The organism is Rhodococcus sp. G-MC3 (assembly GCF_030063335.1).
In the GTDB taxonomy this organism is placed as follows: Bacteria; Actinomycetota; Actinomycetes; order Mycobacteriales; family Mycobacteriaceae; genus Rhodococcoides.
Genome location: NZ_JASISW010000040.1, coordinates 1 through 18,034, shown reverse-complemented (window position 1 = coordinate 18,034; position 18,034 = coordinate 1). Strand labels below are relative to the sequence as shown.

Here is an 18,034-nt window from a genome sequence, read left to right as displayed (position 1 = left end):
GTTACGGCGGCCATAGCGGAGGGGAAACGCCCGGTCCCATTCCGAACCCGGAAGCTAAGCCCTCCAGCGCCGATGGTACTGCACTCGACAGGGTGTGGGAGAGTAGGACACCGCCGAACACATTTTCCCAGGGAACCCCTGAACCACACTGTGGTTCAGGGGTTTTCTGCATTCCAGGACCAATCCGCAGGGACGAGAACCAGGCTGCCGATTACCCGTCGGCAGCTCTGCGCGTGCGGACAGTCGCACACCACGGTGCTGGACACACGGTCGGCAGGCCGCCATCAGCCGGGCGCCCCGATCATCTTGTTCGTACCTACATCCCCGCGCCGCACCACCCGCGATCTACGGCCCCATCGTCCGCACGCATCAAAGGGATGTAGGTCAGATCAAAGCGTGCGATCAGGCCAACGGGCTTGCCAGCACTGTTTCTTCGGAACGACCGCGAAGCGTCACGCTGTCTCCGAACTCCCACAGTTCGGCTTCGCCTGCAGATGCCCCGTTGACGGTGACCTTCGATGCCAGGATCGCGCCTGCCGCATTCTTGGCCAGATCCGAAAGCCGCGCAGCCTCGTTGACCGGATCTCCGATGACTGTGTACTCGAACCTGGACTTTGCTCCGACGTTGCCTGCCACCGCACGCCCCGAGGCAACTCCGACCGCGGCGCTGCATTCCGGGACTTCGTCGAGCAATCGTTTGCTGATCTTTCGGGCTGCCGCGAGTGCAGACCCGCAGTGGTCGTCGATTTCGCCGGGAGCGCCGAAAATGGCGAGCGCTGCGTCACCCTCGAACTTGTTGATGAAGCCACCATGCTCATCGACCTCGTCGACGACGACGGCGAAGAATCGATTGAGCAGCGCAACCACCTCTGATGGTGGACGTGACGCCGCAAGTTCGGTCGAACCCACGAGGTCGATGAAGAACACGGCAATGTCGCGTTCCTCGCCGCCGAGTTCCGGGTTCTTGCTCAGTGCCGCTTCGGCGACCTCGTGTCCGACGTGTCGTCCGAACAGGTCGCGAATTTTTTCACGCTCGCGGACACCGTCGGCCATTCTGTTGAAGCCGCTCTGTAGTTCACCGAGCTCGGTGCCGTCGTAAACAGCGAGCTGAACGTCCATGTTTCCGCGCTCTACCTCGGCCATACCGGAACGAACATTGCGAATCGGTGCGGTGGTGGCGAACCCACCGAGAAGCGTCAAGAAGAAGCCGAAGACGAGCGTGATGCCGCCCAACGACAGAATCGCTACGGCCAACTGAGTCGAGTTCGAAGTGTACGGCCGGATGAAGCTGAAGATGGCAATGATCATCAGGCCGGCTACAGGGACCCCGGTCCCCAGAATCCACGACAGAATCGATCGACCCATGACACCTGCAATGCGGATGCGCCGGGGATCACCTGCTTCGAGGGCTCGTGCAGCTGCGGGCCGCAATGCGAATTCACTGAGTAGATAGCTGAACGCGCACACCACGGTTCCGCCCGCACCGATGGTGAAGGCGACCTTGGGAATGGACTGTGGATCGATGATGCCATCGATGGTTGTGATCAGAAGTAGCCCAACAGTCCAGAGGGCGATTTGAATGCGAGTGAGTTGCCACGGCATGGACAGGGTCTTGACCTGTTCCTTGCGAGTGGGCTTTCGGTCCTCGATGGCCCATCGAAGCGTCCGGACCGCCCTTGTGGTTCCCCAAATGACGCCGACGAGGAACGCACAGGCGACGTACACCGGCACGACAATGTAGTTGACCCACCAATAGGACGCCGGCGTCAGGACGTCGGGTCCGGGAACCACCACGCTCACGAGAGTGCCGACAATGGTTGCGCCGATCAGATTCGAGCCGAGAAGGAAGATGGTCAGAAGGATTTGGACTCGAACTCGTCGGCGTCCGGGCGACTCGGTTGTGTCGCCGAGGAGGCGAGATCCGAGAGGCGCGGCGGATCGTTCTGGTTGCGGCATGGTGGTCACAGACTATCGGTCGGTTTGGCTTAGGGTGAGCGAGTGCGTCTTGTTATTGCTCGTTGCCAAGTGGACTATGTCGGACGTCTCACCGCTCACCTTCCCCCTGCACGGAGGCTTCTTCTGGTGAAGTCCGACGGTTCGGTGAGCGTGCATGCTGACGACCGCGCATACAAACCGTTGAACTGGATGAGTCCACCGTGCTGGATGGTCGAAACCACCGAAAATGAGTCCATCAAGTGGATCGTCACCAACAAAGCAGGCGAAGAGTTACGCATCACCATCGACGAGGTCGAACTCGATTCGAGCCACGAGCTCGGGATCGACCCGGGGTTGATCAAAGACGGAGTCGAGTCGCACCTTCAGGAGCTGCTCGCCGAACACGTCGAGACCTTGGGTGACGGGTACACCCTCGTCCGCAGGGAGTACATGACTGCGATCGGTCCGGTGGATCTTCTGTGCCGCAATGCGGACGGCGGAACGGTGGCTGTCGAGATCAAACGGCGCGGTGAGATCGACGGCGTGGAACAACTGACCCGGTACCTCGAATTGTTGAACCGCGATCCTGTGTTGGCTCCGGTCAGCGGCGTGTTCGCTGCTCAGATCATCAAGCCACAGGCCAAGACGCTGGCAGTCGACCGCGGAATCCGATGCCTCACTCTGGACTACGACGTCCTGCGTGGAACCGAAAGCACTGAATTCAGACTGTTCTGACCCAACCTTTTACACTCGACAAGTGCCCCGCAGGAATCATGACCGTAAAGCGAACCGGAAGAGTTCCGGTTCGCGGGATTCGCGTCCCGATTCTCTGATGGGCGGTGCGCGCATCGAATCCGGTCCGTCGGGTTGGTCCGACGAGGAATTCACGATGCGGACAGTGCCGGGAAACCGCGCGACCAAGTCGTATCGCTGCCCAGGGTGCGATCACGAAATTCGGCCAGGGGTGTCTCACGTCGTGGCGTGGCCTGCTGACGAGCTCGGAGGGCCGGAAAACCGTCGTCACTGGCACACTGGTTGCTGGTCTGGACGGTCGACCCGTGGTCTCACCAGGCGCTGGTCCTAGACCAACGCCCGGTTCGTCAACCCGTCAGGACGACGCGTCGGCCTTTTCCTTGTCCTCGGATGCGTCGGCATCGTCGTCCTTGAGCATGGTGCTGGCACCCTCCGGTGAGTCGAGCAATTCGCTCTCGCGATTGACCGACGCGAGCATTGCGGGCACCGAGTCCAGCTGCCCCCTGATGCCGAGAAGCTGCGCGAGTACGCGGCTGCGGAGCACTCGTAGCTCTTCGGCGAGCTCCTTCGAATGCGCGATTCGACGCTCGGACTGTTCGGTAGCCGCCTTCAGACGTCGGGTGGCTTCGGTGGTGGCCTCCTCGATGCGATGCGCGGCATCGGCCTTGCTCGACGCCTCCAGATCCTCCAACGCGGCGAGGATCTTGGAACGACGGTCCGCCATCGTGATCTCAAAGTCTTCCTGGACCTTGCCTCGCTTGGCCTCGGACTCGGCGGCGAGCTGGTCGCGCTCGGCCTGAGCGGCCTCGACAACGCGAGCCGCTTCAGTTCGCGCTTGAGCCATGGTCTGTTCGTGCTCGGTTTCGAGGGCAGATCGACGCTCTTCGAGTTCGGCCACAAGTGATTCGTGGCGACCACGAAGTCGAGCGCTTTCCTGCTCGGCAACCGAGACCATCTCTTCGGCTTCCGAGTGCGCCTTCGCACGAACTTCCGACGCTTCGTCGGACGCGAGGCGAAGCATCCGAGAGATTCGGTCGCTCATGCCTTCGGCGGTGGTCGGCGGAACCGACAGACGATCGATGTCCTTGCGTAGCTCATCGATTTCGTCGCGCGCATCATCGAGCTGTTTGGCCAGGTCGCGGGCCTGCGATGCCGCGGCATCGCGGTCGGCCGTCGTCAGGCGAAGCTCGGCGTCGAACCGTTCGAAATAGTTTGTGACCTCGCCACGGTCGAATCCCTTACGTACGAGGGTGAAGGGAAGTTGCACACCGGTTCGCTCTTGCTCGTTGGCCATGGCGGTCAATTTACCGGTGCGTAGGTTGCAGGGCCAGACGGTAGGTCAATGTACTGAACTCTGTGCCGGTTCTACGAGTTCGATCAGCACGCCACCTGCATCTTTGGGATGGACGAAGTTGATCCGCGAGTCTGCGGTCCCTCGCCTCGGAGCGTCGTAGAGCAGTCGTACGCCGCGACCGAGGAGCTCGGCCGAGATCTCGTCGATGTCGGTCACCCGGTAAGCGAGCTGCTGAAGTCCTGGCCCGTTGCGTCCGATGAACTTGGCGATCGTCGAATTCTCGTCGAGCGGAGCGAGCAACTGCAGCGCCGCGGATCCTGCGGGTGCGCCGGGGAAAGACAGCATCGCCTCACGAACGCCCTGACCCTCGTTGACTTCCTCGTGAACGGCGATCATTCCGAGGTGGTCGGTGTACCAGGCAATCGCGACATCGAGGTCGGGAACCGCGATACCTGCGTGATCGATTGCGGTAACGAGATCTGCCCGAATGGGGAGTCCGGTGGAGGACGGCGTGGTCGAGGTCATAGAGTCGACGTTAGCGTCAGCTTCGCCTCGCCGCTCACCGGGGTTCGCAGCTCCACATGGGGGCGACCGCTCCGAATTTCGGGATGGTCGCTCCGCTCAGCGGGGGCGATGTGCAGAACGCCGACTAACTGCCGTAGCTCATGGGTTGGAGGAATATCGTGACCACGTCCGTCATCGTTTCAGGGGCTCGTACCCCGGTGGGTCGACTGTCCGGATCGCTCAAGGATCTCTCCGGTTCCGATCTCGGTGGGATCGCGATCAAGGGTGCACTGGAGAAGGGTGGGGTAGCCCCCGAACTGGTCGAGTACGTGATCATGGGTCAGGTCCTCACTGCAGGCGCTGGTCAGATCCCAGCTCGTCAGGCAGCGGTTGCCGCCGGAATTCCGATGGACGTGCCCGCCCTGACGATCAACAAGGTCTGCCTCTCCGGTGTGAGCGCCATCGCCATGGCAGATCAGCTCATTCGCGCAGGCGAATTCGATGTCGTCGTCGCGGGCGGCCAGGAGTCGATGACCTTGGCGCCTCACATGCTCGAAAAGAGCCGCGCAGGGTACAAGTACGGCGATGTCACCATGCGTGATCACCTGGCGTACGACGGCCTCTACGACATTTTCACCGACCAGGCCATGGGCGGGCTTACCGAGTCCCGCAACGAAGGTGCGCTCGCCTGTACCCGTGAGGAGCAGGACGCGTTCGCTGCCGCGTCGCACCAGAAGTCCGCCGCGGCCTGGAAGAACGGGCTGTTCGACGACGAGGTCGTGCCGGTGAACATCCCGCAGCGTAAAGGTGATCCGATCGTCTTCTCCCAGGACGAGGGCATCCGCGCCGACACCACCACGGACACCCTCGCGAAGTTGCGTCCGGCATTCAGCAAGACCGGGACCATCACCGCAGGCAATGCGTCGACCATCAACGATGGTGCCGCCGCGGTTGTGGTGATGAGCAAGGAGAAGGCGCAGAGCCTCGGCTTGTCCTGGATCGCGGAGATCGGTGCACACGGCGTCGTCGCCGGCCCGGATTCTTCGCTGCAGTCCCAGCCTGCCCGCGCCATCGTCAAGGCCTGCGCGAAGGAAGGTATCGACCCGAAGGACCTCGACCTCGTCGAGATCAACGAAGCTTTCGCGGCTGTCGGCATCACCTCGACCCGTGAATTGGGAATCGACGAGAGCAAAGTCAACGTCAACGGCGGCGCGATCGCCATCGGACACCCGCTCGGAATGTCCGGCGCCCGTATTGCACTGCATCTGGCGCTGGAACTGCAGCGCCGCGGCGGCGGCATCGGTGTGGCATCGCTGTGCGGCGGCGGCGGGCAAGGCGACGCGCTGATCGTGCGCGTGCCCAAGACATAACGAGTCGGAGTCAGCGCGCGAGGTGGCTCTGGTCGCACCGGCAAGGTGAGACCAGAGCCACTACAATGCGTCGTAGATCTCGGGCAGAATAGTCGACATGCAGAACTTCTTCGATCTGAGCACCACTGCGAAACGATTCCGATTCATTGCGGTCCTCGAAGCCTTCACGTGGCTCGGACTGTTGATCGGAATGGCCTTCAAGTATCTCCCGGCCGACGGCAACGAAATCGGCGTCAAGATCTTCGGTCCGATCCACGGGGCCGTATTCGTGCTCTACCTCATCGTGACAGTCATCACCGCGTTGAAGCTCCGGTGGAGCGTCGTGACCACCGTTGTCGCGGCAATTGCCAGCGTGCCACCCTTCGGAACCGTGATCTTCGAGGTGTGGGCGGCTCGCAACGGCCACCTTGCCGAGTTGAGTACACAACCGACCGCGGTGAGGAAGGACGCAGGCATCGCCTGATCGACCTCACCGGTAGTGAGAGGACCGGGTTAGTGACAAACTAGTGGGCGTGACTCGACCCGGTTCTCGCTCGTCAGCCCGCCCCGCAGCAGCCGTTCCGGCCTCCATTGCCGGAGCCATCGACCTCTCGGGACTCAAAGATCGCCCGGCGCCTCCGCCCGCAGGCGGCTCCGACAGCGCCGATGGGGTGCCCCTGATCGTAGATGTGACAACAGCCACGTTCGAGGACGAGGTCCTCAAAAGGTCTTCTCAGGTGCCCGTCATCGTAGATCTCGGATCGGCACGTTCCCCGCAGTCGGTCGAGCTCACACGTCAGCTCGGTCAGTTGGCGCTGGAAGCCGACGGCGCGTGGATCCATGCGCGGATCGACGTCGACAGCAACCCGCAGATTGCGCAGGCATTCGGCGTCGAAGCAATCCCGACGGTGGTCGCGGTGGCGGGCGGTCAGCCCCTCGCAGATTTCCAGGGCTCACAGCCCGATGAGCAACTTCGCACATGGCTCGACGCCGTCGAACAAGCAACGGCGGGAAAGCTCAGTGGACTGCCGGGTGCGGCCCCGACCGAGGAAGAGCCGGAGCCCGAGGACCCGCGACTCATCGCAGCGGAAAACGCTATCGACGACGGTGATTTCGACAAGGCAATTGCCGAGTACGAGGCGATCATCGATGCCGAGCCTGCACACTCCGACGCCAAGGCCGCTCTGCGGCAGGTGAAGTTCCTGGCAAGGGTTCAGAGCATCGACGTCGACGCTGTCTCCAAGGCCGATGCAGCGCCGACCGATATTGCGGCGCAGATCGAGGCAGCGGATGTCGAACTGTCGCAGCAGAATCCGGAAGCTGCCTTCGGTCGACTCATTGCAGGCGTGAAGCGCACGGCGGGGGACGAGCGCACGGCGCTTCGCACTCGACTACTGGAACTGTTCGAGCTTTTCGACGCTTCCGATCCGATCGTCGTGACATCCAGGCGAAAGCTGGCGTCTGCGCTCTACTGACTAACGGTATCGGAGGTTGCAGGTATCCTCGCCGCCTAGAACTCCCGATCGGAATGCATCGACGCGTGAGAAACCGCTGGGGAGTGTGACGCCGTTGATGTCGCTTGCACTGAGGCCGTCACTGAGTAGACCGGAGACTGCCTCGTCAAGATCGCCGGGGGAGAGCCACACTTCGAGCTCGGTTGCTTCGGGGTTCTCCGAACTCAGCCCCGCAGTGATGACACCGGACAGACAAGCCGACCGCAGTGCTGTCTGCGGATTGTTCAGGGGTTGGCCTGCTTCCTTCTGCACGGCGAGTGTGTAGCGAGAGGCGAAGAGCACGTAGGCACTGTAGTCACCGGACACGTTGAGCGGGATGATATCTCCGCGGTGCGGCCTTTCAGCCGTGCCGAGTTCTGCGAGCGCTTCGACATCGACACCTATCGTGTTGGTCGAAGCGCAGTAGGACACCGGTTCGGTGACGGTGTCTTCCGGGCAGTTCGTGTTGGTGCCGTCGTAGGTCACGGTCGGCGGATCCGAAATCTTCAACAGGCTTTCGAACGACCGGACGAACGACTCGAGCGTTTCTCGGGTGACCGGGAGTTCACCGTCGTCGTCGGCGTCGCTGAACTTCTGTGGCAGATCTGCTCGGCGAGTGTCGATTTCGTTCTCGTCGATCTTGGTGCACGATTCGGCACCGTCGGTGAACCCGATCTGCACCGCGGTGACGCGTTCGAATGCCGACCCGTGGACCGACTCGGGGTCGTTCGGGTCGACGTCGCGAACCGACACCGTGGCGGCCAAAACGTCGTTGAGGCCGTCCGAGGTGTTGATCGTGAAGTGCGCTGCGTCGCCCTCGGCGATGTGCCGGAAGAATGCGCCTGCAAAGCAATCGGCCTGTTGTTCGGCGACGATCGTCGGGGTGTCGTCACCGACCAGTCCCGACTGATGCTGGATGGAGTGTCCGTATTCGTGTGCGATGACCATAACGACGGACATCGGCCCGAACGCATCGATCAGTGCAGGTAAGAGGATGGTTCGGTCCCAGCCGATGGTGTCGTCCCGCATGCAGTACGCAGCATTCGGAACGCCCCCGGTTCGAAGACCGCAGAACCGAATCCCTTCGCCCTCGTCTTCGCCTGCATCCCAGGAGATCAACTTCGACACCGGAGCGAACTGAGTCTTGAACAACTCTGGGTATGTCTGCTTCCAGAACTGCTGGATGTCATCGATGGCGTTGGTCGCGATGAGATCGGCGTCGGTGCCCTCGGCGTTCTCGACCCGCAACGCCGAATTGGGTGCACCGGGCCTGGGCCCGCTCGGTCCATCGGTGACCGGCAGGCCCGCGACGTTGAACGGGTTGTCGTAGATCGACACGGCGCGACCGTCGATCGTTTGGTTGCACGCACTCAGCAGGCCCGCCGACAGGACGGTCATCGAGAGTAAGGCGGTCATCCACAGTGTGCGTCGGGTACGACCGCCACTCATCTATCGCTCCAGTTTTATCCAGATCGCGCCATTGGCAGGAAGCGCGACCTGCGCTGACGCAGGTCGGCCATGCCACGAGTGCGACGTTGCCGTGACTTCACCCAGATTGCCGACTCCTGAGCCGCCGTACGAGGTTGCATCCGTGTTGAGGATCTCGGTCCAGCGTCCGGGTTCCGGTAATCCGACACGATAGTCGCCGCGTACGACTCCTGAGAAGTTGAAGACGCACGCCACGACCGAACCGTCCGATCCGTAGCGAAGAAAGCTGAGCACGTTGTTCTCGGTGTCGTTGGCATCGATCCAGGAATAGCCGCTCGGCGACGAGTCGAGAGTCCACAGCGCACCGTGCTCTCGATAGACCTTGTTGAGATCACTGACGAGCGTCAGCACTCCACGGTGCAGACCATCGTCGTTGTTCTCGTCGAGTTGATGCCAGTCGAGACTGCGTTCCTCGGACCACTCGCGGGTCTGCCCGAACTCCTGGCCCATGAACAGCAGTTGCTTGCCCGGATGTGCCCACATGTACGCGAGTAAGCCGCGCATTCCGGCCGCCTTCGCGTGATCGTCGCCAGGCATGCGCGTCCACAACGTTCCCTTGCCGTGGACGACCTCGTCATGGCTGATCGGGAGCAGATAATTCTCGCTCCATGCGTAGACGGCCGAGAACGTGATCTCGTGGTGGTGGTACGTGCGGTGGATGGGATCCCGCCCGAGGAAACCGAGCGTGTCGTGCATCCAGCCCATGTTCCACTTCATGTTGAAGCCGAGGCCACCGACGCTGGTCGGGCGGGTGACGCCGGGCCATGCCGTCGATTCCTCGGCGACGGTGACGACACCGGTGAACTTCTTGTGGACCGTCGCGTTCATTTCCTGGATGAAGGAAACTGCCTCCAGGTTCTCGCGTCCGCCGTAAATGTTCGGCGTCCACCCACCTTCCGGACGCGAGTAGTCGAGGTACAACATCGACGCGACGGCGTCGACTCGGAGGCCGTCGATGTGAAATTCGTCGAGCCAGAACAGTGCGTTTGCGACGAGGAAGTTACGGACCTCTCGGCGGCCGAAGTCGAAAACCAAAGTGCCCCAGTCGAGTTGCTCGCCGCGCTGAGGGTCGCCGTGCTCGTACAGTGGTTCGCCGTCGAACCGGGCAAGTGCCCACTCGTCCTTCGGGAAGTGCGCGGGCACCCAGTCGACGATGATGCCGATGCCTGCCTCGTGTAGTCGGTCGACGAAGAAGCGAAAGTCGTCGGGACTGCCGAATCTGGACGTCGGTGCATAGTACGAGGTGACCTGGTAACCCCAGGATCCACCGAACGGATGCTCAGCGACCGGAAGCAGTTCCACGTGTGTGAAGCCTGTTTCGAGTATGTACTCGGTGAGTTGGTCGGCCAGTTCGCGATAGTTCAGTCCCTGCCGCCACGACGCCAGATGGACCTCGTAGACGCTCATCGGAGCGGCGGTGGGTTCAACGGCCCCGCGGGCTTCGAGCCATGCGTCGTCGCTCCACTCGAACGTCGAACTGGTGACGACGGATGCTGTGGCAGGCGGGATCTCGGTTGCGAAGGCCATGGGGTCGGCCTTGTCCCGCGTCACTCCGTCGGAGCCGTGAACCCGGTACTTGTAGATGGTTCCCGGCCCGAGGTCGGGCACGTACAGCTCCCATACGCCGGTGGATCCGAGCGCACGCATCGGGAAGGTCTGTCCGGCCCAGCCGTCGAACCCCCCGATGAGGGTGACGCCGGATGCAGCAGGCGCCCAGACGGCGAACGAGACGCCGCTGACGTCGCCGTCGGGCGTCGTGTAGTTCTGCTCGTGTGCGCCGAGGATGTCCCAGAGACGTTCGTGGCGGCCTTCGCCGAACAGATGGAGGTCGAGCTCTCCGAGGGTCGGTAGGAAACGGTAACCGTCGGCCGAGACCGATGTGTGTCCACCCGGCCACGTGACGACGAGTCGATAGTCCATCAGGTCGTCGAACGGCACTGTAGCGGAGAACACTCCGTGAGCGACGTGAGTCAACGGGTAATCGACACCGCCGATGCGTGCCGAGACGGACTCGGCGTTCGGCTTGAGGGCGCGGATCGCCGTCCCGCCGGTCACCGGGTGCGCACCCAGGATCGAATGCGGGTTGTAGTGCGTTCCCTGAGCCAGCAACTCGATATCGTTGCCGTTCGGAGGGGCGATATCAGGTGTAGTCGTCTTGTCTCTCACGTCTTCTTCCCACTCACTTCCGGTTGCCGCGGTAGGCCAATTCGAGTCGTGCAGGGTAGGGGACAGTTGGGAGCGCCAGGATGTGCGCCACCGCCTTCCATGGTTCGAGCTTGACGAAATTTGCTTGCCCCCAATGGAACTGCTGCCCGGTCACTTCGTCGGTAACGGTCAGTGTGTCGTGCCAGTCGAGCCCGATCTGCGGCATATCGAGCCAGATGGTGCCTTCTTCGGCGCCGAACGGATCGAGGTTGACCACCACCAGAACGGAGTCTCCGCTGTTCGGATCGAACTTCGAATACGCGATCAACGCGTCGTTGTCCACATGGTGGAAGTGGATGTTGCGGAGCTGGTGTAACGCTGGATGCGCGCGGCGAATGGAGTTCAGCGTGGTGAGCCACGGTTCCAGCGATTCGCCTCGTGACAGTGCGCCGTCGAAGTCCCGCGGACGGAGCTGGTACTTCTCCGAGTCCAGGTACTCCTCGCTGCCGGCCCGAACCGCCTGATGCTCGTACAACTCGTATCCCGAATACACGCCCCAGGTGGGCGACATCGTTGCGGCCAGAGCGGCCCGCAACGCAAACATTCCCGGTCCGCCGTGCTGCAGGCTCTCGTGCAGGATGTCCGGCGTATTGACGAAGAGATTCGGGCGTGCGTCATCCGCGCGTCGTGCGTGCTCCTCGGCGAATTCGGTGAGCTCCCACTTGGCCACTCGCCACGTGAAGTATGTGTACGACTGGGTGAACCCGCGCATCGCGAGACCGTACATACGGGCGGGTCGAGTGAACGCCTCGGCGAGGAAGAGAACATCCGGGTCGGACTTCTTGACCTCGGCGATCAGCCACTCCCAGAAGTCCGGCGGCTTGGTGTGTGGGTTGTCGACCCGGAAGATCTTCACTCCCAATGAAATCCAGTGCCGGACGACTCGGAGTACTTCCTCGTAGATTCCGCGTCGGTCGTTGTCGAAGTTGACGGGGTAGATGTCCTGGTACTTCTTCGGCGGATTCTCGGCGTAGGCGATGGTGCCGTCCGGGAGAACGGTGAACCACTCGGGGTGCTCGGCCGCCCACGGATGATCCGGAGCTGCCTGCAGTGCGAGATCCAGTGCGACCTCGAGATCGAGTGCCTTGGCGGCCTCGACGAAGGCCACGAAGTCCGCCTCGGTACCGAGTTCCGGATGGATCGCGTCGTGCCCGCCGTCCTTCGAACCGATGGCCCACGGTGAACCGACGTCGTGGGGTTCCGGGGTCAGCGAATTGTTCGGACCCTTGCGATTGACCGCACCGATCGGGTGGATCGGCGGAAGGTAGACGATGTCGAATCCCATGCGCGCCACGCGGGGGAGTTGCTGTGTGGACGTCGCGAAGGTGCCGTGACGCGGCGAGCCGTCGTCGTTCCAGCCTCCGGTGGACCGGGGAAAGAACTCGTACCAGGCTCCGTTGAGCGCGCGGCTGCGGTCGACCCAGATGTTGATCGCGGTGGAACGGGTCAGGAGTTCGCGTAGGGGGTAATCGTGCAGCAGTTCCGTCACGGCGGGCGCGAACGCCGAGGACACGCGTGCGGGCAGCTGTCGGTCGGTATCGCGCAACGATCCGACGACGTCGCTCAGCAGCGCACGTTCTTCTTTGGGGACTCCCGTGGCTGCTCTTTCGAACAATCGCGCGCCGATTTCCAGGTCGTTGGCAAGTTCCGCTGCGCTCTGACCGACTCCGAGCTTGGCCTCGACGGCGTGTCGCCACGTCGACACCGGATCGCTCCATGCTTCGATTCGGCAAATCCAGAAACCAGGGGTGTCAGGGGTGAACAGTGCGTCGAAGGTGTCGGGTTCGAGACCTGGTGTCATGGTGATCCGCAAAGGTGTGCGGGTCCCGGGCCCTCGGACGGCAAGCGTGGCTGCCACGGCGTCGTGGCCCTCCCGCCATACGTCTGCAGACACCGGAAAAGCTTCGCCCACCACTGCTTTGGCGGGGTACTTTCCGGTAGCCGTGTCAGGAAGGACATTGTCGATACCGAGTCGACCTGTCACTTCACACTCCGTTCTTCGCTTGACCGCGGCCGCAGGTGCTGCGACCGCCGTATAACTGATGGTCGGGTAACCGATGGTCGGCGTGCTCTACCAACAACCGTAGTGCAGTATCGGTAGCTGTGCCCTCGTCGAACGAGTTTGGGCCCTTGTCGAACGAGATCGGCAAGTCAGTCCGCTCCAGCGCTGTGGGTGGGTAGGGTTCGTGCAGTGAAAGCTTTGCGTCGGTTCACTGTCCGAGCCCACTTACCCGAGCGTTTGAGTGCCCTCGACGAGCTGTCGACAAACCTCCGCTGGTCGTGGCACACGCCCACCCTGCAATTGTTCGAGGAAATCGATCCGTTGCTGTGGATAGAAACCGAGCGGGATCCGATCGGATTGCTCGGCGCCGTGGCTCCGGCTCGACTCGAAGAGTTGGCCTCCGACGAAGGCTTTCTTGCACGGCTCGGTGGCCTGGCCGCGGACCTTCGCGATTACCTCGAGCGGCCGCTCTGGTACCAGAAGCAGCAGCAGGACGGAAAGTCGTTCCCCGCCGGGATCGGCTATTTCTCGATGGAATTCGGTGTCAGTGAAGTCCTCCCCAACTACTCCGGTGGTCTGGGGATTCTGGCCGGCGATCACCTGAAGGCAGCATCCGATCTCGGGTTGCCGCTGATCGGTGTCGGCTTGCTCTACCGCTCGGGATATTTTCGGCAGTCCCTCACTGCCGACGGGTGGCAGGCCGAGCGCTACCCATCGTTGGATCCACAGGGTCTGCCGCTTCGGCTGCTCACCGACTCATCGGGTGCTGCCGTGCTTGTTCACGTCTCGATGCCCGACTCCCGCGTACTCCGCGCGCGGGTATGGATTGCGCAGGTCGGCCGGGTGCCATTGCTGTTGTTGGACTCCGACATCCCCGACAACGACCCGGAATTGCGCGGTGTGACCGACCGGTTGTACGGCGGTGACCAGGATCATCGAATCAAGCAGGAAATTCTCGCCGGAATCGGCGGAGTCCGGGCATTACGGGCATACACGCACGAATCCGACTTGCCGGATCCAGAAGTGTTCCACATGAACGAGGGCCATGCAGGGTTCCTCGGTGCCGAACGAATCCGTGAGTTGGTGACCGCAGGCGGGCTGGATTTCGATTCGGCTCTCGCGTCGGTTCGTGCCGGTACCGTCTTCACGACGCACACTCCGGTACCGGCCGGAATCGACAGGTTCCCCGCCGATCTGGTTCGTCATTATTTCGGTAGTAGCGATGGAAACCCCGATTCTGCTTTGCTGCCGGGTCTTCCGATGGAACGGATCCTTGCGCTCGGCGCCGAGGGTGACCGGTCGGTGTTCAACATGGCGCACATGGGGTTACGTCTGGGGCAGCGTGCAAACGGAGTGTCCAAACTCCACGGAATCGTCTCGCGTGAGATGTTCAGTGATCTATGGCGCGGATTCGACACCTCCGAAGTGCCGATCGGCTCGGTGACCAACGGTGTCCACGCCCCCACATGGGCGGCGCGCGAATGGATGGATCTGGCGCGCGACGTCGTCGGTCCGCAGGCGCTGGAGGAGGCCCGCGGCTGGGAGCAGCTGCACACGGTGCCATCGGAAACGCTGTGGGCTACGCGCAACGAACTACGCGGGAAGCTGGTTGACGAGGTACGCCGTCGGGTACGCCGATCCGCACTGGAGCGAGGTTCGACGCAGGCCGAAATCGGTTGGACTGCAGGTGTATTCGATCCGAACGTGCTGACCGTCGGCTTCGCGCGACGCGTGCCGACCTATAAGCGTTTGACGCTGATGCTCCGTGAGCCCGAACGGCTCAAACGTATGCTGCTCGATCCCGAGCGCCCGGTGCAGTTGGTCGTCGCCGGAAAGTCTCACCCGGCCGACGACGGCGGCAAGGCACTGATACAGCAGATAGTGCGCTTCGCCGACCAGGCGGACGTGCGGCATCGAATCGTTTTCCTCCCCGATTACGACATGTCGATGGCCAGGTTTCTGTACTGGGGATGCGATGTGTGGCTGAACAACCCCCTGCGTCCGCTCGAGGCCTGCGGTACCTCGGGAATGAAGTCCGCGCTCAACGGCGGTCTCAATCTGTCCATCCGAGACGGGTGGTGGGACGAGATGTTCGACGGCGAGAACGGTTGGGCGATACCGACAGCCGACGGTGTAACCGACGAGAACCGCCGCGACGATCTGGAAGCGGCTGCGCTCTACGAGCTGCTGGAGCAGTCGGTGCTGCCGAAATTCTACGATCGCACCGATGGCGTGCCGACTCGGTGGATCGAAATGGTGCGTCATACACTCGAGCATCTCGGTCCGAAAGTGTTGGCTTCCAGAATGGTTCGTGACTACACCCTCGGCTACTACGCACCTGCCGCCGAGGGTGCGCGCAGCGTGAATGCTGATTTCCACTCGGGAGCCAAAGATATTGCGGCCTACCGTCGCCACGTGGAGGAGTCCTGGCAGTCGGTCGAGGTGGAACAGGTCGACGCCGAAGGATTACCGGACACGCCGGTGATCGGGGCGAAGCTGACTTTGCGCGCGTACATTCGCCTCGGCAGATTGTCGCCGTCGGACGTAGTGGTCCAAGCAGTGCTGGGACGGGTGACCGAAGACGAGGATCTCACCGATTCTCGTACCGTCGCGATGACTCATACCGGGACCGATACTCTCGGCGAGGTGTTCGAGGCCGATACCGAACTGCCGGTCAGTGGCTCGGTGGGCTACACGGTTCGAGTGTTACCGCACCACCGGCTTCTCGTGGGAGACGCCGAACTCGGTCTGGTCAAACTGCCTACGCTTTAGCTTTTACCTGCCAGTCGAGCCAATGCTTTGCGGACGACTTCAGGGTCGGAAGTTTCCCAGAATGGTGGAAGCGAGGCCCTGAGGTAACCGCCGTACCGAGCCGTCGCCAAACGTGAATCGAGCATGGCAACGACTCCGCGGTCGTCGACGCTGCGCAGGAGTCGGCCGACGCCCTGGGCGAGAAGAAGCGCCGCGTGATTGGCCGCCACGGCGAGAAAGCCGTTTCCACCGCGTGACTGGACAGCCTGCTGACGTGCGACGAGAAGTGGGTCGTCGGGCCGAGGGAACGGGATCCGGTCGAGAATCACCAGGCTCAGCGATGGGCCAGGCACGTCGACGCCTTGCCATAGCGAGAGCGTGCCGAACAGCGACGTCGCTTCGTCGGCGGCGAACTTGTCCACCAGCGCACCCGTTGCGTCGTCGCCCTGGCACAGGACAGGAGTGTCGAGGCGCTCGCGCATGGCTTCGGCGGCTGCTTTCGCTGCGCGCATCGACGAGAACAACCCGAGGGTGCGCCCACCGGCAGCGGAGACGAGCGATTCGATCTCGTCGAGATACAACGGCGACAATCCGTCGCGCCCCGGCGCTGGAAGATGCTTGGCAACATAGAGAATGCCGGCCTTGGCGTGATCGAACGGGGACCCGACGTCGAGTGAGTTCCAATGGAACGACGCCGTATCCGATGGCGGCTCGACTCCTGATGCCATTGCCGTGTCGCTACGGCCTGCATTCTCGGCGGGCAGTCCCCAGTTCACGGCGAGGCCGTCGAAGGAACCACCAACCGTGAGCGTCGCCGACGTGAGGACCACCGTCGACTCGGCGAACAACCGCGTACGAAGCAGACCACCCACGGAAAGCGGAGCTATACGGACCGTGCGCTTGACGTTGCCGCGGAAATCGTCGACGGCGTGCCAGACAACATCTTTGCGCTTCGCGGGATCAGGTTCGTCGAACGCTTCGAGTACTCGAACAGCGCTGTCGTGGACCTCGTCGATCGCGACGAGCGCGGCGTTGCGGGCCGCAGCCGCTTCCGGATCCGATGCGGCCATGCCCGGCTTCTGCGGACCGATGGCCGTGCGCACGGCCCACGCCGAATCTCGGATCGACGCCAGCGCGGGCGCCGCCTCGTCCGGTATCGAGGCCCACCGGCCGGGGGGCATGTCGTCGAGAACGGCGGCCCAGTTCTCCGCGGCACCGTCGAGTGCGTCGACGATCTCTTCCTCGATCAGCTTGCCGCAGCGACGCGCGGCCGCAGTGACCGTCGCAGCGGACAGCTCGGAGGTGGCAACGCCGGTCACCCGATCGACGAGTTCGTGGGCCTCGTCGATCACCACGACGTCGTGCTCCGGCAGGATCTGGATTCCGGTGATTGCATCGATCGCGAGCAACGCATGGTTGGTGACCACGACATCCACCTGCGAGGCTTCGGTTCGTGCACGTTCGGCGAAGCAATCCTCGCCGACCGGGCAACGAGATTTGCCCAGGCATTCACGCGCGGTGACGCTGACTTGGCGCCATGCTTGGTCGCTGACGCCCGGCACGACATCGTCACGGTCGCCGGTCTCGGTGTCGGACGACCATTGAGTCAGCCGTACCACTTCACGGCCGAGTCGCGAGATCGCGAAGGCGTCGAACAGTTCGGCATCGGGCGCTTCCTCGGATGCGCCGGTGTGAATCTTGTTCATGCAGAGATAGTTGTTGCGGCCCTTGAGGATCGCGAACTTCGGCCTTCGCCCGAGTGCACCGGTGAGCGCATCGGCGAGGCGGGGGAGATCTCGGTCGACGAGCTGGCGTTGGAGCGCGATCGTGGCAGTGGAGACCACGACGGTGCGTCCCGACTCCACGGCGTGTCTGATGCTCGGAACCAGGTAGGCGAGCGACTTACCGGTGCCGGTACCTGCCTGCACCGCGAGATGCTGACCGGAGTCGATCGAGTGAGCGACCGCCGACGCCATCGTGAGCTGGTTGCTTCGCTCCTTCCCCCCGAGGGAGTGCACCGCGACCTTCAGCAGGGCGGGCACGGTGGGGAGTTCGGATGACGGCACCGAAGTAGGGTACTGCTTTCCGCCGAGGGGAAGGCCTTCGGCCTTTGTGAGCGGAAATACGCCGCAGGGAGCCTGTTGCTTAATTGAGGGTGTTTCGCTCGAGTGCTGGTGGGTGCGGGTTTGAGATAATCGTGTGGTGGCGCGCGATTACCGACCTTCGAATCTGGATCAAGGGTTTTTGATCCCACCCGATA

Annotated in this window: 13 protein-coding genes and 1 rRNA gene; 7 read left to right on the top strand and 7 right to left on the bottom strand. The window is 62.7% G+C overall.

The window, feature by feature from the left end; genetic code table 11:
- The first annotated feature begins 2 nt into the window (after positions 1-2).
- A 5S ribosomal RNA gene (gene rrf / locus QMK17_RS25265) occupies positions 3-119 on the top strand.
- Positions 120-402: 283 nt separating this feature from the next.
- Here the strand turns inward: rrf and QMK17_RS25260 are convergent.
- Positions 403-1,956: an adenylate/guanylate cyclase domain-containing protein gene (locus QMK17_RS25260; protein WP_283512041.1), complete on the bottom strand. Its 1,554-nt coding sequence runs from the start codon at positions 1,954-1,956 to the stop codon at positions 403-405.
- A 42-nt stretch (positions 1,957-1,998) separates the two neighbouring features.
- Between QMK17_RS25260 and nucS the strand changes: the two genes are divergently transcribed.
- Together nucS and QMK17_RS25250 are read left to right on the top strand one after the other, a co-directional pair.
- Positions 1,999-2,670, top strand: coding sequence for an endonuclease NucS (nucS, locus tag QMK17_RS25255; protein ID WP_283512040.1), 672 nt, complete (start codon positions 1,999-2,001; stop codon positions 2,668-2,670).
- A gap of 22 nt (positions 2,671-2,692) precedes the next feature.
- Positions 2,693-3,019: an ATP/GTP-binding protein gene (locus QMK17_RS25250; protein ID WP_283512039.1), complete on the top strand. Its 327-nt coding sequence runs from the start codon at positions 2,693-2,695 to the stop codon at positions 3,017-3,019.
- A 24-nt stretch (positions 3,020-3,043) separates the two neighbouring features.
- Here QMK17_RS25250 and QMK17_RS25245 read toward each other — a convergent pair whose 3' ends face one another.
- Positions 3,044-3,982, bottom strand: a complete 939-nt coding sequence (locus tag QMK17_RS25245; RefSeq protein ID WP_283512038.1) for a hypothetical protein — start codon at positions 3,980-3,982, stop codon at positions 3,044-3,046.
- Between the two features lie 45 nt (positions 3,983-4,027).
- The gene (gene mce / locus QMK17_RS25240) at positions 4,028-4,507 is read right to left on the bottom strand and encodes a methylmalonyl-CoA epimerase (RefSeq protein ID WP_283512037.1); all 480 of its coding nucleotides are present in this window, start codon (positions 4,505-4,507) and stop codon (positions 4,028-4,030) included.
- A gap of 158 nt (positions 4,508-4,665) precedes the next feature.
- Here mce and QMK17_RS25235 point away from each other — a divergent pair, with 158 nt between their 5' ends.
- The 3 genes from QMK17_RS25235 (at position 4,666) to QMK17_RS25225 (ending at position 7,310) form a co-directional block, all read left to right on the top strand.
- Complete coding sequence (locus QMK17_RS25235; protein WP_283512036.1) at positions 4,666-5,856, top strand: acetyl-CoA C-acetyltransferase; 1,191 nt, start codon at positions 4,666-4,668, stop codon at positions 5,854-5,856.
- Between the two features lie 88 nt (positions 5,857-5,944).
- Entirely contained in the window at positions 5,945-6,319 is a 375-nt protein-coding gene (locus tag QMK17_RS25230) for a DUF3817 domain-containing protein (protein ID WP_283512042.1), read from the top strand.
- Positions 6,320-6,368: 49 nt separating this feature from the next.
- Complete coding sequence (locus QMK17_RS25225; protein WP_283512035.1) at positions 6,369-7,310, top strand: tetratricopeptide repeat protein; 942 nt, start codon at positions 6,369-6,371, stop codon at positions 7,308-7,310.
- Here the strand turns inward: QMK17_RS25225 and QMK17_RS25220 are convergent, their stop codons facing one another.
- The 3 genes from QMK17_RS25220 to QMK17_RS25210 are packed head-to-tail and all read right to left on the bottom strand — an operon-like array spanning position 7,311 to position 13,005.
- Positions 7,311-8,777, bottom strand: coding sequence for a metallopeptidase (locus QMK17_RS25220; protein ID WP_283512034.1), 1,467 nt, complete (start codon positions 8,775-8,777; stop codon positions 7,311-7,313).
- Positions 8,778-10,982, bottom strand: a complete 2,205-nt coding sequence (glgB, locus tag QMK17_RS25215; protein ID WP_283512033.1) for a 1,4-alpha-glucan branching protein GlgB — start codon at positions 10,980-10,982, stop codon at positions 8,778-8,780.
- A 13-nt stretch (positions 10,983-10,995) separates the two neighbouring features.
- Positions 10,996-13,005, bottom strand: coding sequence for an alpha-1,4-glucan--maltose-1-phosphate maltosyltransferase (locus QMK17_RS25210; RefSeq protein ID WP_283512032.1), 2,010 nt, complete (start codon positions 13,003-13,005; stop codon positions 10,996-10,998).
- A gap of 207 nt (positions 13,006-13,212) precedes the next feature.
- Here QMK17_RS25210 and glgP point away from each other — a divergent pair, with 207 nt between their 5' ends.
- Positions 13,213-15,795, top strand: coding sequence for an alpha-glucan family phosphorylase (glgP, locus tag QMK17_RS25205; RefSeq protein WP_283512031.1), 2,583 nt, complete (start codon positions 13,213-13,215; stop codon positions 15,793-15,795).
- On the opposite strand, the gene QMK17_RS25200 is transcribed toward glgP, so the two are convergent.
- The gene (locus QMK17_RS25200) at positions 15,792-17,840 is read right to left on the bottom strand and encodes an ATP-dependent DNA helicase (RefSeq protein WP_283512030.1); all 2,049 of its coding nucleotides are present in this window, start codon (positions 17,838-17,840) and stop codon (positions 15,792-15,794) included. The genes glgP and QMK17_RS25200 overlap by 4 nt on opposite strands.
- Positions 17,841-18,034 lie beyond the last annotated feature (194 nt).

What these genes read in the sequence shown, in the direction of transcription:
- QMK17_RS25245 (WP_283512038.1), bottom strand. Translation starts at nt 3,982, where the DNA reads ATGGCCAACGAGCAAGAGCGAACCGGTGTGCAACTTCCCTTCACCCTC.
- QMK17_RS25260 (WP_283512041.1), bottom strand. Translation starts at nt 1,956, where the DNA reads ATGCCGCAACCAGAACGATCCGCCGCGCCTCTCGGATCTCGCCTCCTC.
- QMK17_RS25220 (WP_283512034.1), bottom strand. Translation starts at nt 8,777, where the DNA reads ATGAGTGGCGGTCGTACCCGACGCACACTGTGGATGACCGCCTTACTC.
- mce (WP_283512037.1), bottom strand. Translation starts at nt 4,507, where the DNA reads ATGACCTCGACCACGCCGTCCTCCACCGGACTCCCCATTCGGGCAGAT.